This is a genomic window from Peptoniphilus sp. KCTC 25270 (genome assembly GCF_021012875.1).
Taxonomy (GTDB): Bacteria; Bacillota; Clostridia; order Tissierellales; family Peptoniphilaceae; genus JAJMZJ01.
Map to the genome: position 1 here is coordinate 239,452 of NZ_JAJMZJ010000003.1, position 19,060 is coordinate 258,511.

Annotated in this window: 19 protein-coding genes; 1 reads left to right on the forward strand and 18 read right to left on the reverse strand. The window is 38.1% G+C overall.

Annotation, left to right across the window (positions count from 1 at the left end):
• Positions 1-54 precede the first annotated feature (54 nt).
• Positions 55-1,218, forward strand: coding sequence for an S-layer homology domain-containing protein (locus LQU94_RS06625; RefSeq protein WP_230696911.1), 1,164 nt, complete (start codon positions 55-57; stop codon positions 1,216-1,218).
• A 67-nt stretch (positions 1,219-1,285) separates the two neighbouring features.
• Here LQU94_RS06625 and LQU94_RS06630 read toward each other — a convergent pair whose 3' ends face one another.
• From LQU94_RS06630 to LQU94_RS06715, 18 genes are all read right to left on the reverse strand, one after another.
• Positions 1,286-1,792, reverse strand: coding sequence for an NUDIX domain-containing protein (locus tag LQU94_RS06630; protein WP_230696912.1), 507 nt, complete (start codon positions 1,790-1,792; stop codon positions 1,286-1,288).
• A complete protein-coding gene (locus tag LQU94_RS06635) occupies positions 1,776-2,405 on the reverse strand; it encodes a V-type ATP synthase subunit D (RefSeq protein WP_230696913.1) in 630 nt (209 codons plus the stop codon). The genes LQU94_RS06630 and LQU94_RS06635 overlap by 17 nt, the downstream gene beginning before the upstream one ends.
• 9 nt (positions 2,406-2,414) lie before the next feature.
• Positions 2,415-3,782, reverse strand: coding sequence for a V-type ATP synthase subunit B (locus tag LQU94_RS06640; protein ID WP_230696914.1), 1,368 nt, complete (start codon positions 3,780-3,782; stop codon positions 2,415-2,417).
• A gap of 1 nt (position 3,783) precedes the next feature.
• Entirely contained in the window at positions 3,784-5,559 is a 1,776-nt protein-coding gene (locus LQU94_RS06645; protein ID WP_230696915.1) for a V-type ATP synthase subunit A, read from the reverse strand.
• Positions 5,549-6,178, reverse strand: coding sequence for a hypothetical protein (locus LQU94_RS06650; protein ID WP_230696916.1), 630 nt, complete (start codon positions 6,176-6,178; stop codon positions 5,549-5,551). The genes LQU94_RS06645 and LQU94_RS06650 overlap by 11 nt, the downstream gene beginning before the upstream one ends.
• A gap of 4 nt (positions 6,179-6,182) precedes the next feature.
• Entirely contained in the window at positions 6,183-6,494 is a 312-nt protein-coding gene (locus tag LQU94_RS06655; protein ID WP_230696917.1) for a V-type ATP synthase subunit F, read from the reverse strand.
• Positions 6,494-6,913 carry an ATP synthase subunit C gene (locus LQU94_RS06660; protein WP_230696918.1) on the reverse strand — a complete coding sequence of 140 codons (420 nt, stop codon included), beginning with the start codon at positions 6,911-6,913 and terminating at the stop codon, positions 6,494-6,496. The genes LQU94_RS06655 and LQU94_RS06660 overlap by 1 nt, the downstream gene beginning before the upstream one ends.
• A gap of 11 nt (positions 6,914-6,924) precedes the next feature.
• The gene (locus LQU94_RS06665) at positions 6,925-8,883 is read right to left on the reverse strand and encodes a V-type ATP synthase subunit I (protein WP_230696919.1); all 1,959 of its coding nucleotides are present in this window, start codon (positions 8,881-8,883) and stop codon (positions 6,925-6,927) included.
• Entirely contained in the window at positions 8,883-9,902 is a 1,020-nt protein-coding gene (locus tag LQU94_RS06670) for a V-type ATPase subunit (RefSeq protein ID WP_230696920.1), read from the reverse strand. The genes LQU94_RS06665 and LQU94_RS06670 overlap by 1 nt, the downstream gene beginning before the upstream one ends.
• A 12-nt stretch (positions 9,903-9,914) precedes the next feature.
• The gene (locus tag LQU94_RS06675) at positions 9,915-10,223 is read right to left on the reverse strand and encodes a hypothetical protein (RefSeq protein WP_230696921.1); all 309 of its coding nucleotides are present in this window, start codon (positions 10,221-10,223) and stop codon (positions 9,915-9,917) included.
• Between the two features lie 141 nt (positions 10,224-10,364).
• The gene (locus LQU94_RS06680; protein WP_230696922.1) at positions 10,365-10,754 is read right to left on the reverse strand and encodes a DUF1622 domain-containing protein; all 390 of its coding nucleotides are present in this window, start codon (positions 10,752-10,754) and stop codon (positions 10,365-10,367) included.
• An 81-nt stretch (positions 10,755-10,835) separates the two neighbouring features.
• Positions 10,836-11,411 carry a redoxin domain-containing protein gene (locus tag LQU94_RS06685; RefSeq protein WP_230696923.1) on the reverse strand — a complete coding sequence of 192 codons (576 nt, stop codon included), beginning with the start codon at positions 11,409-11,411 and terminating at the stop codon, positions 10,836-10,838.
• A gap of 112 nt (positions 11,412-11,523) precedes the next feature.
• Complete coding sequence (locus LQU94_RS06690) at positions 11,524-13,644, reverse strand: adenosylcobalamin-dependent ribonucleoside-diphosphate reductase (RefSeq protein ID WP_230696924.1); 2,121 nt, start codon at positions 13,642-13,644, stop codon at positions 11,524-11,526.
• 169 nt (positions 13,645-13,813) lie between these two features.
• The gene (locus LQU94_RS06695) at positions 13,814-14,407 is read right to left on the reverse strand and encodes a glycoside hydrolase family 73 protein (protein WP_304622582.1); all 594 of its coding nucleotides are present in this window, start codon (positions 14,405-14,407) and stop codon (positions 13,814-13,816) included.
• Positions 14,408-14,486: 79 nt separating this feature from the next.
• Positions 14,487-15,920 (reverse strand): Na+/H+ antiporter NhaC, encoded by a 1,434-nt coding sequence (gene nhaC / locus LQU94_RS06700; RefSeq protein ID WP_230696925.1) that lies wholly within the window; start codon positions 15,918-15,920, stop codon positions 14,487-14,489.
• 471 nt (positions 15,921-16,391) lie between these two features.
• Entirely contained in the window at positions 16,392-16,835 is a 444-nt protein-coding gene (locus tag LQU94_RS06705; RefSeq protein WP_230696926.1) for a MaoC/PaaZ C-terminal domain-containing protein, read from the reverse strand.
• Positions 16,836-16,846: 11 nt separating this feature from the next.
• Positions 16,847-17,923, reverse strand: a complete 1,077-nt coding sequence (gene mnmA, locus LQU94_RS06710; RefSeq protein WP_230696927.1) for a tRNA 2-thiouridine(34) synthase MnmA — start codon at positions 17,921-17,923, stop codon at positions 16,847-16,849.
• Complete coding sequence (locus LQU94_RS06715; protein WP_230696928.1) at positions 17,920-19,047, reverse strand: cysteine desulfurase family protein; 1,128 nt, start codon at positions 19,045-19,047, stop codon at positions 17,920-17,922. The genes mnmA and LQU94_RS06715 overlap by 4 nt, the downstream gene beginning before the upstream one ends.
• Positions 19,048-19,060: the final 13 nt, after the last annotated feature.

Here is a 19,060-nt window from a genome sequence, read left to right on the forward strand (position 1 = left end):
AGTGATAATACAACTGGCCATTGTAAAAATATTTTCTAAGAAAGAGGCTTCTTTATGAAAGCTTGGAGTAGAATTATTATTACCAGTTTAGCCATTGCTACATTATTCTCTAATATAAGTTTTGCTTATTATGGGAATGATTTTGTCCAACAAAAAAGCCAATTATTAACTCGTGCTATTGAACAGGGGTTTATTAGTGGTTACGAGGATGGCAGTTTGCGGCCTGATTCCACTTTAACTCGTGCAGAGCTTACGACTATATTGTCTCGGACCATTTCTTCCAATCAAATAAAATTAGTGGATATTTCTCATTTTACAGATGTACGAAGATCTGACTGGTTTTATCCTAGTTTCCAATTGGCCGTTTCTGTTGGTTGTATTTCAGGAACTTCCAAAAATACCCTAAGCCCTAGAGCTTATATCTCTAGAGAAGAGGCTTTGGTTATGGTCGGCCGATTATTGGATTTTGGATCCTACGATCCAAATTTTTTAGAAATCTATAATGATCATTCCAAAATTAGCGATTGGGCAGAGCCTTTTATTTCTATTTTAATTGAAAAGGGAATTGTAAAGGGATTGTTGGATTCTCTAGATCCAAAAAAAGCCATTACTCGATCTGAATTTGCCATGGTTTTGATGAACTATGTTTATTATAAGGGCATAGCCAGAAGCTACGAAACCCCTACAAATCCAACCGTTCTTGTAAAATGGGAGGATCCTTCAGAAAATTCTTTCTCTGAAGCAGAATTCGAAACTTACTATACCAGCCAAAACCAAGGGGCAAGGGGATATTTTTACGAATCTTCTATGATTTATGATTTATTAAATCGAGTCAATTCCGCAAGAATGGAAAATGGATTAAGGCCCCTCTCTCTTCAGGGAAGCATCAATTATTATGCTACCAACCGTGTGTTGGAAGAAAGTATCCAACAAGCGCAAACAGGTAGTATGAACCACTTACGACCAAATGGAGACATTTGGTACCAAGAAGGCATTCAAATCTACCCAGAATATTATTTTATCGGAGAAGTGGTTTCCTATATTTACAATCGAGGAAGCGATGAAGCCAATGCCAATGTGATTGTTCAGAATTTTATGAATTCTCCTAGTCATCGCTCCATTTTAATGGATCCCTCTGCTCAAGAGATTTCCATTAGCGTATTCTATAATGCCGATACAGATAATATTGCAACTTGTATGATTCCTTTGCGGAAATAAATCCACACAGTTTATCCACATCTTGTTAATAACTTATGTGAATATCTTTATACAAAAAAAGGAGGGCTTAGCCTTCCTTTTTTATATGCTCTAAAATTGTTTTATAATGGGTTCGAATTCGCTTTTCCATGGGCTTTGCAAAGAATCCATCCTCTAACATTTTATCTAGTTTTTCTTGATCAATCCATTGAAAATCTTCCACTTCTTCCTTTTGTAGTTGAATGTTATCCACAGATTTTATCAATAAATAGATTTCGCTGAATTTTCGGTTTTCTTTTGCTTGCCCTAAGAATTGAAGCTCCTTGCCGCTGGCTTTGATTCCAACTTCCTCTTCCAATTCTCGAAGAGCCCCTTCTTTTCCCGTTTCGTCTTCTACCACACTTCCCATGGTGAATTCCCATTTATGGGCAAATTCTTTTCCTTCGGCCCGTTGGGTTACCAACAATTTCCCTTCAGAAATCACAAAACTTCCTGCCACCAAATAATATTCCTCTGGAGACAAAGTTTCTCCTCGTTCTTTGTAATATCCCATGGGATGAAAATTTTCGTCGTAAATCTTACGCATTTCCGTCATTTTCTTCTCTTCCTTTCATACGTTTCAATCGGAAGAAATCATCTCTCTCTTTTTCTTCCAATTCGTTTTGGATTTCTTTTTTCGCTTTTTCGTATTTAGGAATTTGAATTTTTTCTAGGGCATTGGCCCGTTTTACACTTTTTTTGATTTCCTTTGCCAATCGATACAAACTGGTTTCAATTTCTGCCAATTCATAGATTAACTCTCGCATTTGATCCATTTCAAGATAGGCCTCATCAAAGGCAACGGTTGTTTCATAGAGAGAAAAGCTATGTTTTGGATTGAAATGTTTGTATTGTACCTCGGGAATTTCCACGCCCATTACAGAGCGATAGCCCATGATATATTCTTCTTCTTTTGGCATGGATTTCGAAATATCTACTACTGCTTCCCAACCCATGGTTACAGAGGCCATGGTCAAGGATTCGTAGGATTTTTGAAATTTTCCTTCAATTTCTTTTTGAATTTCTGCGGCTCGATTGTTCAAACTCATCATTTCTCGAATCAAAACCGTCCGTTTTTTGTCTAGTAGGCCATATCCTTTTTCGGCAAAGGCCAAACTATCTTTTACTTTCATTAAGTTGGCTTTTGTTGCTGTTAATTTCTTTGCCATTTTGGCCTCCTAGAGGTATTTTTCCTTCATTTCTGGCGTAATTCGAGTCAACATATCTTCTGGTAAAATTCGTAACAATTCCCATCCCAAATCCAATGTTTCTTCAATGGATCGATTGGTGTGGAAACCTTGACCAATAAATTCTTCTTCCATACGCTTTCCAAATTGAAGCAAAAGTTGATCTTCTTCGCTTAACTCTTCTTGTCCGATAATTTGTGCTAAGGCACGAACTTCAATTACCCGTGAATAGGAAGCAAACAACTGAGCCGAAACATCGGGATGGTCGTCACGAGTATATTCTTCTCCAATTCCATCTTTCATCAAACGAGAAAGGGAGGGCAAAATATCCACAGGAGGATAAATCCCCTGTTGGTTTAGATCTCGACTTAATACAACTTGTCCTTCGGTTATATATCCCGTTAAGTCAGGAATCGGATGGGTAATATCATCGGAAGGCATGGTTAAAATAGGAATTAAAGTTACAGAGCCTTCTACTCCATCAATCATGCCGGCTCTTTCATAAATAGCTGCCAAATCGGAATACAAATATCCTGGATAGCCCTTTCGAGAAGGAACCTCTCCCCTTTGGGAGCTTACCTCCCGTAAACTTTCTCCATAACTGGTCATATCGGTCATAATAACCAAAACATGGCGGTGTTCTTCAAAGGCCAAATATTCTGCCGCGGTTAAAGCACATTTTGGAGCAATAATTCTCTCCATAATGGGATCATCGGCATAGTTCAAATACATAACTACCTTGTCCATTACTCCCGATTCCATAAAAGAATCTTTGAAATAACTGGCTACTTCTCGTTTCAATCCCATTCCACAAAAGACAACGGAAAATTCTCCTTCGTCTCCACGGATACGGGCTTGTTTTACAATTTGTGCTGCCAATTCATTATGAGGCAAACCGGAGCCGGAAAAAATCGGAAGTTTTTGTCCACGAATTAAGGTCATTAAAGCATCAATGGAACTAATCCCTGTTTCTACAAAGTTTCTAGGATAAAGACGAGCCACAGGATTCATTGGGCGACCATTTACGTTATAAAATTCGTCTGCGTAAATTTTCCCCCCTTTATCTGTTGGTTGGCCAATTCCGTTAAAAGTACGGCCTAAAATATCTTTGGATAGAGGAATGGTAAAGGGCTTTCCTTCAAAAACGACTTTCATATTGGTGGGAGAAATCCCTAAAGATTCCCCAAAGACTTGAACGGTTGCCTTATCTCCATCAATCCCAATCACACGACCGGTTAAAACTTCTTTCGTATTTCGATTGGTTAAGCTTACAATTTCCCCATAGCTTACATGGTGTAGCCCGGATAATTCCACCAAGGAACCATGGACACGGTCAAGAAGCAAATATTCTTTTTTCATCCTAGAGTTCCTCCTGGTATTTCAATCGTAGATTTCGATAATATTCTCGAATTTTATTGTTTAATACGGTGAATTTTGACATGGTCTCATCATCCATATTGTATTTCATATTGATAATTTCTGTAATCAAGGGAACGTTCCGTACTTCTGCCATAGAAATTCCCATCTGAATGGTTTCCATTCCTTCTTCGTACAAAATATCAATCGTTCGAAGCATTTCATATTGGCGTTCCAAAGATACGAAACAATCCTTTGGATGGAAGAAATTTTGTTGCAAAAATCCTGTTTTCACAACGCGAGCCACTTCCAACACAAAACGTTCTCTATCTGGAAGGACATCTTCCCCTACTAACATAACAACCTCTTGTAATTTTGCCTCATCATGAAGCAAGCTTAAGAATTTTTTCCGTAAAGCTGGTAAATCTCCCTCTAAGCGGTTGTCATAATAATTCCCCATAGCGGAGACATAACCAGAATAAGAATCCAACCAGTGAATCGCTGGATAGTGACGAGCATAGGCCAAATCTCGGTCTAAAGCCAAGAAAGTATTTACAAAACGGCGAGTGTTTTCCGTAACGGGTTCGGAGAAATCTCCTCCCGCCGGAGATACGGCGCCAATGGTTGTTACGCTACCTTCTTTTCCTGATAAAGCCACCGCTGGTCCACTTCGTTCGTAAAAACTAGCAATACGACTTGGCAAATACGCGGGGTAGCCTTCTTCTGCTGGCATCTCTTCCAAACGTCCAGAAATTTCCCGTAGCGCCTCTGCCCAACGGGAGGTACTATCTGCCATCATGGCTACATCATAGCCTTGATCGCGGAAATATTCCGCCAAAGTAATGCCTGTATAAATAGAGGCTTCACGGGCCGCCACAGGCATATTTGATGTATTGGCAATTAAAATGGTACGATCCATTAACGGTTTTCCAGAATAAGGGTCAATTAGTTTTGGGAAATCTTCCAAAACTTCTGTCATCTCATTTCCCCGTTCACCGCATCCAATATATACGATAATATCGGCGTCACAATATTTTGCAATTTGATGTTGGGTCATGGTTTTTCCTGTGCCAAAGGATCCTGGAACGGCTACGGTTCCTCCCTTTGCAATAGGGAAAAATACGTCAAATACACGGGTTCCTGTAGCAAGTAAAGTGTCTGGATCCGTATATTCTTTTACAGGTCTTGGAATACGTACGGGCCATTCATGGCTCATGGCGAGTTCGTGAATTTCTCCCTCTTCATCCTTTAATTTCAAAACCGTTTCTACTACATTGTATTTCCCTGGTTCTGCAATCCAAACAATTTCGCCTTTTACTTTTGGAGGCGTTAAAATTCTATGGGTAATAATTTGTGTTTCTTCCACTTCCCCAAAAATGGCTCCTGGTTCTATTTTCTCCCCTACTTCTCGCGTCGGTTGAAAATCCCAGAGTTTTTCTAAGTCCAAATTCATAAGGCCAATTCCTTCAGGAATAAAATAACCCTGTTCTCTTGCAATTCGGTCCAAAGGGCGTTCAATTCCATCAAACATATTTCCCAAAAGTCCTGGACCTAAACGCACAGAAAGGGGAGCCCTAGTTCCTTGAATCGGCTCGTCTCGTTTTAATCCTTCGGTTTCTTCATAAACCTGAACGATTCCATGATCTCCTTCTACAGAAATCACTTCTCCAATGAGTTTTTTCTCTCCCACTTGTACCATTTCCCGCATGGCAAAGGAGGACATATGGTTACCGATTACAACGGGACCGTTGATTTTTTCAATAATTGGTTTATTTTCCATTTTGATCCTCCCTATGGAATAATTTATAGAGAAGTTTCCCAATTTCGTAGCGTTTTTCTTCTACCATTGTTCGAAGATCGTTGTTTAGATTATAGGTATTGGCCTCATCACTTACTACATGGCCGCCAATGATTTCCTCTCCCATTACATTAGGGATCAAAGAGATGCCTAGTTTTTTTCCTTTTTCTTCAATTTCTTCAAAAAAAACGTCCATATCTTTTTGGGTTAATCCCATACGATAGGTTCCTGGGGTTAAATGAGAAAAGGTTACATCAATCCCTTTAAGTAATATTTCTCTATAACGGTCTTCTAAGGTAAATTTTTTTGCCCGTTCCATAATCGCTTCTACAAAATCTTCTTCTAGTTGGTCCATTTTTTGCAACTCAAGAACGCGGCGTTGCTCCTTGGCCTTAGAAATTTTTTCATTTCCCAAAACGGTAGCCAATTTATGCCGTCTTTCCATCATTGTCTCTTTTTCTTCACGTAGTGCTTCTTCTTTTTCTTTTACAATTTTTTCGGTCTCTTCTTGAATTCGTGTTTTCCTCTTATCGAAATCCAATAGTCGAGACTTATACACCACATCTTCAAAGAGCTCCAATTTATTTTCAATCATTAACATGATATCACCTATCCAATTTCAGTCCGATGGCTTCTCGAACGTATTTCATAATAAAGTCTTTCTCTTTGAATCCTTCTCTACCTGGTACGGTTACAATCAAAGGACTTCTTGGCTTCGATTTTACTTTCAAAATTTCTTCTCTTAATTTCGTAAAATCCTCTTCTCCTAAGAGAATAATGCCAATTTCCTTGTTTTTTACCCCTTCCAAAAAATTCGCCCTTAACTCTTCTTCGTCACGACAGAATTTTCCTTCAAATCCACTCATTCTAAGGGCTATTAGCAATTCATCGTCGCAACTTAGCACCAAAGAGCGCATTATAGTTTACCTAAAATCATAATAGAGATGATCAATCCGTAAATGGCAATCCCTTCTGCCAAACCTACAAAGATCAAAGTTTTACCAAGAATGCTATCGTCTTCCGATACAGCACCTAGAGCGGAGCTTCCTACAACACCTACAGCGTAACCAGTTCCGATTGTTGCCAATCCAGTTGATAAAGCCGCTGCCAAAAGTCCCAAGCCGTTTACTTGTGTTGTTCCTGTGGCGGCTTGTACCGCTTGTGGTGCCATTAATACCATCGCTCCCACAATGGTTGGAATAAATACAGCTAAATTCGTACGCAATACTTTCTTCAATCTTGGACGATCAGACTTTGCTCCTCGTTCCATTAAAATCATTCCATAAGCAATGGTTCCCAATACAACAAATGATGCAATCCATAAAATATTTTCCATTTTTTGTTCTCCTATTTTTTATTCTTTAATGACAATGTATCAGAGTTAAAGGCAGTTCCACTTCCATCGTAGTAACGGCTAAATAACTCATAATATTCCAAACGAAGACCTTGAATAAATACAATCAAGCCTTCCAATCCAATAATTAAAATATTTCCTAATATTAGGATGATAAAGTTTCCAATTCCCGTTCCTGCCATTTCTGCCATAGTATGGAAAGCCATAAACAAACCAACGTGGTTAATGGCAAAGGCCCCTACACGAATAAAGGAAACAATTCCGGATAAAGTGGAAATCAATAACTCAATAATAGAGAAAGAAGACTCAATGTAATATCCAGTTTTTCCTTCTGCGTAATGGGGTGCTTTATTCTGGATTTTCGCCATAATTGGCTTCTTGAAAATCATAAGAACAATGGATAAAACCAAAATGGCGCCTGCCACTTTTGCTGGAATCAAAGTTAAAAATCCTGTTAAATCCAATAACATGAAAATTAACATTAAAAATACCAAGAATCCCAACAATCCATGTTCGCCAAAAATCCCTTCGTAGAGATTTTTATTTCGGATGGCATTGGCAAAACTAAGTCCATAGGCCATAAACAATAACAACATCCCAAATCCTATGGCAATAATTAATACCTCGTTAATATTGTGGAAAGGACGAATCCATAGGGCCGGCAAAATCTCTTCATTTCCAAATAAAGACCCATATAAGAATCCAAATACAATACTGGCGCCACCCATTCGGGTTAATAGGCCGCCCATATCTTTTAAGTTGGGCTTTCTTCTAATGAGAAGTCCCCCTAACAAAAAGATTAACCCTTGTCCAACATCTCCAAACATCGCACCGAATAAAATCATATAGGTAATTCCCACAAATATCGTCGGGTCGATTTCGTTATAATGAGGCACTCCATACATTCGGACTAAAAGTTCAAAGGGCTTAAAAAAGGAAGGATTTTTTAATTTTGTAGGAGGAGTGGAAATAAAATTTCCATTTCCTTCATCCAAAACCGTTAAGTGGGTTCCTTCGTATTTTTTCACACGATTCCGAACTTCTTCTACGCCTTCTTCGTCGGTCCATCCAGAAAGTAAGAAATATTTCTTAGAATGGGCCATTTGCTCTTTGGCTTCTTCAATTCGCCCGTAGAATAGAGCCTTGGCCAAAATTTTCTGAATTTCTTCCGAACGCTCATTGAACATTTCGTGTTTGTGTTCATCCAATTCTTCCAAGCGTTGGTTCAACTGCTCCGTTTCTCTGTTGAAATACTCAAACGTTTCCTTTGTGGTTCCCTCTGCATGCTCCAAAATCGGCACGTCTATCCAATGCAAACTTTGTAACACCCGTTCCGCTTCTTCGCTTACTTCATTTGGATAAATGGCCAAGTATACTTCTTCATTTTCGTAGCTACCTGTATGAAATACCATGGCCAAAATATGATGGTAATTTTCTTTTAAGCGAAGGCGAGCCGCCTTTTCCAAACGACCAAAACGAGCCGTAAAAAATTCCATATCTTTTAAGGCGTTTAAGTCAATATCTACATTGTAGAACAAAGATACATTTTCCTTAAAACTATGGGCCAAAGCCAACTGCTCTTTGATTTCTTCTTCTTCTTCAAAATAAACCTTGGTTTCCTCATAAAGAGCATCCAAATCTTCTCGGGTAGCCAGAGAATCTTCTAACCCTTCCAACTCTTCCTCTGTCAGACCAAAATATTGCATTAACTGCCTTGTATGAGCCAATCGCTCCCGTTCTACGGGATTCACTTCATAGGGAATCAGGCGGCTTACGTCCACCATCATGTCTACATCCCTAGATTCAACATCGTAAATTGCATTGGCTTGGTTTAGCTGAGCCATTGCATCGACCATATCCAAAGATCCACTGTGTAAAATTTCATAAAGCATCTCTTCCATATAGTCTAATTTCCCAACGATGTTAAGCATTAGCATTTTCTCTACAGCCATTATATATCACCTACTTCCTCTGGAATGGATAATAAACCTCTTGTACGACTTCCTAAGAATCCTACTCGTTTGGACTCAATAATCGTAGAAATATCACGGACAGTGTATTCCAATAATATGGGGAGGGCGATAATCTTTGCAATATCAAAAGCCGTCGATTGTATCCGTTTTCGATACATTTCATATAAAATATGTTCTACTTCAATATCAATAAGCCCTACTTCCCTGGAACTTGGAAATAAATATCCATAATGGGTTTTTTGTACTTCTTTTACGTATTCTTCTAAGGTTTCACAACGTACCAATTTTCTTAATTTTGGCAAATGAAGAGAATATCCTCCATCAATAATAAAATTTGCCATTTCTTGAGGAAGAATTTCATAACTTCTCTTTCCTCGATAAATATACATTAAATTAATTAAATCAATATGGGTTCCTATTAATTCTCTGGCTATTTTTTGGTCTTTTTTACCCAATTTCTTCATATGATTAAATATATTCTCATAATAACTTCGATCCAAGGTCATCTCTATGTAAAAGAGGATGCGATCCATCGGTTGATCTTCGTATACTATAAGTTTTCTTCCATATTCCGTTTTTTCCAAATTGGATAAAAAACTTCGTATGGTTAATTCGCCCCCTTCGCTTCCTAAAAAAGAAGGAGGGAGGGCCAAAAGACCTTGCCGTAAAGGCGCCAAATCTTCATGATGGACCAAAGCACGCATCACTCGCTTAATATCTCGGATTTCGTATCGTGCTAAAATGGCTTTATAAAAAGTCTTGGTCTCTCCTTGCAAATAATAGGATAGACTCACCAATATGGAATAGACTCTTTCTTCCAACATTCGATTGATTTTATATAAATCAAAAGTCGGACCAAAATCCAATCCCCACCAATTTTCCACAAAGGAAACCACTTCTGCTACAGTATTTCGCTCCAACGCTTCCAATTGTGGTTGCTCTTTAATATATTTTGCATACGTAGAGCGTATTTTTGTATTTACTGCATGGAAATGCATAGCACACCTTCTTTATTGAATAATCATGCGAAAAGCTTTCTCTACTAAATCTTCTTTGTTTTCTTGATAGAAAGCATCTACTGCATCGATTTTCCTCTGATTTTCTTCTTCAATTTCTTTCACTTCATCCAAAGCCTTCGCATAAACACGATTGTATTCATCAATAGCAGCCTGTTTTGATTCTTCGTGGCCCTCTACTTCCAATTGATTCAAACGGGTTTCCGTTTCTGCTTTTTCTGCTTCTAACTTTTTTTCGGATTCCTTTACCAATTTCTTGGTTTTTTCGTCCATTTGAAGGACTTGGCGAATCATATCTTCCATTTCATTTCCTCCATAAAAAATAAAAGTGCGACCGGCCAAAGGTCGCATCGTTTTTTTATTTAATTATCTAGTTGCCCCATCCGGAATAATTATCAATATAACCTTTTTTATATAAAAATACAAGGACTTTGTAGAAAAATTTTAGACTTCCTCTTCCTCCTCTACAACTGTATATTCATATTCCACATCCTGGGGATGCTCCCTTAAATCATGGTCCGCTTTTTGCCTATATTCCCAATGAATCAAAAGAGTCAAAAAGATTCGAATAATGACCAAAGCTGCCACTTCTAACAACTGATCCGTTGTTCGATAAGCGATGGTCTTCAAAACCTCCGCCGCCAATAGAATTTCCAAAGCATTATTAAGACCTGCATTAATGGAAAAATCATAATGAGCCGCATTAAAATCCATCTTATATACAAATATCATTCGATACAATCCTTGAAGAATCGTAATTGCTACAATAGCCGTTCCCAAAAGTTCTATAATTCCAGAAACAAAATCTACGATTCGAAAAATGATTTCGTGCACGATATTCCCCTCTCTTATTAGTCTACTTGATATATTTCACAAATACAACCATTGGCTTTTTTTCAATGATTCTAAATATTTTTATTCCATGGCCTCTAAGGCGTTTAGGCGGGCTTTCCATTCTTTGGCCAAAGAATCTACTGTATCAAACCCCATAAGAGCGCCCAGTTGTTTCTCTGCGATTTCTTCCCCTTTTTCATTGACGAAAATCACACTAGGGGTTGTCTGAATCTCTGGAGAAATTCCATAAATTTGATCCACCCTTAGGAGTATATTTTCAAAAGTTAAGCCCCACTCTTCTACTCGAGCTTGTGCGGCCTCTTTGTCTTCCGTTACTACCAACCCAATGATTTTTGTGTTTTCAAGCTCTGGAAGAATCTTTTCCATCGCCTTGGCTTCCTCTTCACAGAAATAACAATCGGGTTGCCAAACCATTAATACATTTACCTTTTCTGTCAATATTTCGTTGCCTACTGCTTTTCCTGTTTTCAAATCCATTCCCGTCATTTCGATTTTTCCCAATCCTCGGATCCCGGAAGGAGTTTCAATGGCCACGTTTTCTTCTTCTGGAGCTGCTGGATTTTGAGAAGTACAGGCTGTAAGAGAAAAAAGGAAAAGAAAAGCCAATATGCATTTTGTAAAATCTTTTTTCTTCATATTTGTCTCCTATTTGTTCTTATCTTTATATATACCCAGTGTATTCCTTTTACTAAAACAAAAAACCTAGAAACTTCCACAGAAATCCCTAGGTTTTCTCTCTATTTTGTTTTTAGATTGCACAAGGACTATAGCCACAATCTTGACATTCTGCACATCCACCGGAATGGTTCATATGTCCACCACACATTGGGCAGGTGTCTGGATCTTCCATCATTTGATGAGCAATTTCACGATTCAGTTCATCTTGTAATTCTTGAATTCGCCCTTTTTTGCTCTTTTCTGTAGAAAGAATTCCTGAGCGAGCACATCCATCTCGATAAATGGTTACTCCTTTTAATCCCTTTTCCCATGCATAAACATATAGATTTTCTACATCTTCCACTGTAAATTCATTTGGTACATTTACAGTAGAGGAAATGGAAGCATCAATAAATTGTTGCCATGTAGCTTGTACATCAATACGATCTTTGTAATTTAAGTTTTCCGTTGTAATGATATAATCTGGCAAATCTTCTTCATGGGAGATATTCAAAGCTTCCATTAAGTCTTTGATGATTTGTGTATAAACCGTATAATAGGTATCTTCTACATGAAGAGATTCTGATTTTCTTGTATAAGAAATTTGGAAAATCGGTTCTACTCCATTGCTACAACCAATTAAAGTCGAAATGGATCCCGTTGGAGCGATGGTTAAAACTTGGGAGTTTCTCAAACCATGTTCTTCAATCAAAGCCAACACATCTGGATCGGCATTGGATTGTAGGAATTTTGATGCCAATACTTTTTCCCTGCGGTAGCGAGGGAATGTTCCGTCTTTTTCTGCCAATAAAGCCGATTGACGCAAAGCCTCATTTACTAGGCAACGGCCAATTTGATTGATTAAGTTTAAGGACTCTGGAGAACCGTAACGAATTCCCATTTTAATAAACATATCTGCCACGCCCATAATTCCTAAACCAATTTGGCGTAATTCTTTTGATAATTCTCTTTGTTGCTCCAATGGGTGCAATTGCATATTCTCATCTAAAACTTCATTTAGATAGATGACTCCATCTCGCACCAATTGACCAAAAGATTCAAACTCAAAGCGAGCGTATTTACTGAAAGGATTTTTTACAAATTCTCCTAAGTTGATACTCGCAAGGTTACAAGATCCAAAAGCTGGCAATGGTTCCTCTGCACAGGGATTTACTCCTGCGTATTCAAAGGTATCGTCTTCACTCATTAAATGCCAAGAGTTAATGCGATCCTTAAACAAAATTCCTGGTTCTGCCATTTCCCAATTATTAAAAGCCAAATTTTTCAACATTTCTCGGGCTTCTACTTTTTCACGAATCTTTTCTCCTGTAGACTCCACATCGAAGGAAAGTTTAAAGTCTTTTCCTTCTTTGTAAGCCTTAAAGAATTCATCGCTACAATTTACAGAAATATTGGCACTGGTTACCTTATCCAAATCTTTTTTTACATTAATAAAATCCATAATGTCTGGATGATTGCAATCCATATTCAACATTAAAGCGCCGCGACGGCCACGCATTCCAATTAGAGAAGTTGTTAAAGAATATAGATCCATAAAACTTACGGCTCCTGTTGTTGTGGAAGCTGCATTGTTTACCTTCGCACCCTTTGGACGCAATTTATTCAAAGTCAATCCAACGCCGCCGCCATAGCTATAAGTTCTTGCCATCCATTTGGCCGTATCGTAAATGGACTCAATGTTGTCCTCTACTTGTGGCATTACATAGCAGTTACTTAAGGTAATTTTCTTACCCATTTTATCCAATCCACGACCTGCTAAAATACGACCTGCAGGCATAAATTGTTTGTTGGCAATGGCCTTTTTAATTTGATTGTTTCCGCCACTTACTCGGTCCAAAAATCCTTCAAAAGACTCGTTGTCATAGCGATATTTCTTCTCGTAAATATCTCTTTGCAAATCGGTCATATTCCATCCATGTTCTCTTAAACGAGTTCTTTCTTCTCGATATAGGATGTATTTTTTCGCCACGTCTGGACGTACGCGCATCAATGCAAGCTCTACATTGTCTTGAATGGACTCAATGTCTACAATCGCACTCTCTCCCAATTCTGCCACTACAGCATCTGTTACAGACTGAGCAACTTCTTCGTCCACTCCTTTATCCGTTTCCTTCATTGCTTTTTGTACAGCAATTTTAATTTTTGACGGATCAAAATCGACTACATCACCGTTTCTCTTACGTACCTCCATGAAACAACCTTCCTTTCTCCTTAAATCATAAGCATTCCTTCGATTTATCCCTATGTTATCCACAATTTATCAACATATTGTGGTTAATTTCTTTTTCGAAATCTACATATAGTATAGTACTACATGTGAGCCCTAGGTTCAATAGGAATTTTTACAAAATAACTATTGATTAAAGATCTTCGTCATAGGTCTTCAAATTGTACTGTTCCACTAAATGTAGCAGAGAATCCCCATAACGAGGATTGGTACTATATCCTGCTTTGTACAGATTTTGAGCATATTCCTCTGGAGAGGCAGCCTCCCTTACAATAGAATAACGACTGGCTTTGCCAATTAAATTTCCGTAGTCCTGGAAACTTTCTTTTACAGAATCATAGACCCGGAAATAGTCTTCCACAGAAACTCGCTCTCCATCATATATTTCATCGGTATTTAAGGAAACGCCATTCTCTTTCGTTCCTTTGATCCCAAAATAATTATTGTATTCTTTTGATAAAACACTTTCTCCATAATTGGATTCCAATGCCGCTTGCGCCAAGATAATAGAAGGATAGAGGCCGTGTTTTTTTCCTTCTTTTTGGGCGTAAGGAGCCATTTTTTGAAAAAATTCCTCTCGGTTGTTAATGGGAAATTCTGGGTTCGAAGGAATCGCAAAATTCATTACCAAAACAAACAAGCCCATTACCATAACCAAAGATAGAAGCAAAAAGCCTATGGTTCCTCTTTGTCTTTTTTGTTTTTTTCTTCTTGTTGCTTTTTTCATTTTCTCCTCCATATCTCCCATCTATACCCATTTCCACAAAAAAAGAGACCCGACTCGGGCCCCTTTCTTAAAATTTCCATTAGTCAATGTGAACAATTGTGTCTGGATCGTCTTTTGCCCAGAATACGTTTTGTCCAATGGCTGTTAAAATAATGGTTACAATTGGCATGGCAATATTAAATACCGCAAATGGTAAATACTCGAAAGTAGAAACCTTCAATACCCCTGTTAGATAAACCCCGCAAGTGTTCCATGGAATCAAAGCTGAAGTTACTGTACCAGAAGCTTCCAATGTGGCAGATAATAATTTAGGATGCAATCCACGCTCAGCATATACTGGAGCATACATACGTCCTGGAACCACAATAGAAATATATTGTTCTGGCATAGTGATATTGGATAGGAAACAAGTAAAGATCGTAGCGGAAACCAAACCAGTTACGGATTTTACTCCACCCAATACGGCATGAATAATTGCCTCTAATTGTCCTGTTCTCTCTGCAATTCCACCAAACATCATGGCGATAATTGTTAAAGAAATAGAACTCATCATACCCATAAGTCCACCGGCTGTTAATAGGCTATCCAAAGCTTCAATCCCCGTTTCAGAAACGAACCCATCTTTCCCTGCAGAAAGAATTATACCAAAATCAATATCTTGGAAAATAGGTCCCATAATTGCAGCCACAATAATACCAATGGCAATTCCTGGTAAGGCAGGCATTTTGAAAGCAATACTTACAATTACAATTACTGGTGGCAATAGTAACAAGGGAGAGATATTAAAGCTGTCGCTTAGCCCTTGTTGCAATTCCACTACAGCAGAAGTATCAGCTCCTGCAACATTGTAACGAGTTGTCATAATACCAAAGAAAACCAAAGCGATAATATAAGAAATAATTGTTGGTTTTGCCATGGCTTTAATATGAGTAAATACATCGGTCCCTGCCATAGCTGGCGCTAAGTTGGTTGTATCAGAAAGTGGACTCATTTTGTCCCCAAAATAAGCTCCTGAAATAACCGCACCGGCCGCCACTGGCAATGGAATTCCCATACCTTGTGCAATACCCATTAAGGCGATACCCATGGTACCAGCCGTACCCCAACTAGATCCTGTAGCAATCGATGTAATAGAACAAATCAATACGGCAGCTACCAAAAAGATCGATGGTTTCAAAATCATAAGTCCATAATAAATCATAGATGGTACAACGCCTGCTGTAATCCATACCCCTACAAGGATACCAATTACCGCCAAAATAATAATAGATTGTAAGGCCTGTGTAATACCTTTTACCATGGAAGATTCAATATCTCCCCATGTATAACCAATTTTTAACGCCATAAGAGCGGCAATAATTACCCCAATAAACATTGGCATATGTGGATCCACTTCAAATACAATAATGGATACAAACATAATGGCAATAAGCACAATAAACGTAATTAACGCTTCCCCTAAAGTCGCCTTACGCGGATTGTAAGCTCCTTGGTTTTTGTTGTGTTCTGTCATATTTTCCCCCTTCTACGCTACAAGGATAGCGTTTTTATTCTGTATTTTTATTATACCTTCAAACAATCTAGAATGTCTATAAATCTATCATTATATTGATAGTAAAAATTACAAAATTTTATAAAGAAAAGAAAATTTATTGATTTAATTTTTATATATTAAAATTTCATAAGAAGTTTTTCCGTTTTTAGGAAAACTTTTTCCTTTCTTTTTTCGACAAATTACAGAGTTTTTATGGAATATATACAATATGCAATGCCCTGTCATCTGTTCACTTTTCTATATATTTTCCTTTCTTTGAAAATATATAGAAAAAACGTTGTTTCAATTTATTAAATATTAAAAAAATAAGCTGCCAGGGCAGCTTATTGAAATTTGATGTTTTTTCAAAAATTTCTTTTCTTATGAAAATTTTCCTAAAACTTTTAACAAGAAAAGAAATTTTTTAATTGTAGTATTTTATCTTGGATTTTATTCCACGTCTTCGGAAGCAGCAATTAAAGAAGAGGAGTTCATAATCATAACCAATTCGTCTTTTTCATCTTTTACTACCATTTCAAAAAATACAGTACCTTTGGATCCGTCGTCATAGGGAACAATTTTTGTAATGGTTACCACTCCATATAACATCATATCTGGATAAACGGGTTTGTGCCATTTTAAGTCTTGGATTCCCTTTCCTGCAATTACGCCTTTTTCGTCATGTTTTAGATGAACGTATTGTCCCCAACAAGCAGATGTTGCGTGAAATCCTGAGGCAATAATTCCACCAAAGCGTGATTTTTTGGCTTCTTCTTCATCAACGTGAATAGGTCTTGGATCAAAGACTTTTGCAAAGGATATAATTTCTTCTTTGGATAGAGAAATGGGCTCCAAGGGGAATTCCATTCCTACTTTATAGTCATTTAGATACATATTCTTCCTCCTTAAAATGATTCTACTATGGTTCCGCCACCGATTACCAAATCTCCATCATATACAACAACGGCTTGTCCTTTGGTTACGGCTCGTTTTGGCTCTAAAAAGTCCAATCGAATTCGGTCTTTTTCTACTGTCAATTTTGCTGGGGTTTCCTTTTGATGGTAACGAGTTCTTGCCATAACTTGAATTTCTTCCTTTGGCTCTTCTCGACTTACCCAGGTCCAGTCTTTTGCGTAAAGTCCTTGGGAAAATAGCTCTTTCTCCGGCCCTACGGTTACAGTGTTCTTTTCCATGTCTTTTTCTGTTACATAAACAGGGTGACCGGCGGCTACGCCCAATCCTTTTCTTTGACCAATGGTATAGCCAACAGCTCCAGAATGTTTGCCTAAAATTTCTCCCTTTGAATTGAGAATATTTCCCTCTTCATAGGTTTTCCCTTGGTAGGATTCTAAGAAGGATTTATAATCTCCGTCTGGAACAAAACAGATGTCTTGGCTATCGTGTTTTTTTGCGTTGATCATTTCTGCTTCTTCTGCGATTTTTCGTACGGTTTCTTTGTCCATTCCTCCAAGAGGCAATAAAGTATGGGCCAATTGATCTTGGGTCATGGAATAAAGTACGTAGGACTGATCTTTTTTCTCATCGAGTCCTTTTTTTAGTTGATAGCGTCCCGTTTTTTCGTCCTTTACAATCTGTGCATAATGTCCCGTTGCAATGTAATCGCAATCCAATTCTTTGGCTCGTTCGTATAGACGATCGAATTTCAAATATCGATTGCAATCGATACAAGGATTGGGCGTTAAACCCGCTTCATAGGCTTGAACGAATTTTTCTACCACTTTTTCTTCAAATTCAGGAGAAAAATCATAGACAAAATAGTCAATTCCTAATTTATAGGCTACCATTCTAGCATCGTCAATATCATCTAAACTACAACAGGTATGGGAATTTTTCTTCCCTACCAAATCATTTTCGTACAATTTCATCGTTACGCCAATTACATCATGGCCTTGTTCTTTTAGTAAATAAGCCACTACAGAGCTATCTACGCCACCACTCATGGCAACAAGCACTCGACTCATTTCTTCCTCCGTTCTATTATTTCTTTCAAAGCTTCTCCAATGGATTCCATTTCTTCTATGGTATTTTCATGACTTAAAGTAATCCGCAAAGAAGCACTGTTTTCCAAGTGAATTCCTAAACTTTTTAATACGTGACTTTCCTCTAAAGCCCCTGCAGAACAGGCACTCCCCCCAGAGGCACAAATTCCTCTGCGATCCAACTGAAACAAAAGTACGTCTCGATCGATTCCTTCGATTCGAAGATGGATGGAGTTTTCTGCCACACATTCTTGGGAAATCGTCCAATGGATTTCTGGAATGTCCTCGATTTTTTCTGTAAAATATTCTTTTAATTTTTGGATTTTTTTCTTTTTCTCTTCTAAATTGTCCTGTGCAATCTCCAAGGCCTTGGCCGAACCTACAATAGAAGCCACATTTTCTGTGCCTCCTCGATATCCTCGTTCCTGTCCTCCGCCAAAAATCAACGGCTCTAGAGGGGTATCTTCCTTCGTAATCAAGATTCCAATTCCCTTGGGACCGTTGAATTTATGGGGAGAAAGAGAAACGTAGTCAATTCCTATAAATTCTTTGGCCTCTCGATGGCCAATGGCTTGAATGGCATCTACATGAAGAGGGATTTTGTAATTTTGAGCAATTTCTTTGATTTCAGAAATCCTTTGAATCGTTCCAATTTCATTATTGATCGCCATAACGCTAATTAAAAAGGTGTCCTCTTCTATAGCTCCTTTTACATCTTCTCCTTCAATTACTCCTTTTTCATTGGGAGGTAAGTACGTTACCCTTACCCCCTCTTTTTCCAATTCTTCGCATTTAGATAAAACCGCCGGATGTTCAATGGAGGTTGTAATTATATGGTTTTTACCTTGCTTTTTTCCTAAGGCATAGGCACTTTCAATGGCCAAATTATCCGATTCCGTTCCACAACCTGTAAAATAGACATTTCGCATACGAACTTGGAAATAAGAAGCAATTTTCAAACGACTTTCATCCACTGCCTCTCTGGCTTTTCTTCCTTTCCTATGAAGACTAGAGGGATTTCCATATTCTTCGGTTAAATAAGGCATCATTTCCTCTAAAACCTTTGGATGTAGTTTTGTTGTTGCTCCGTGATCTACATATATCATAAGGACGCCTTTC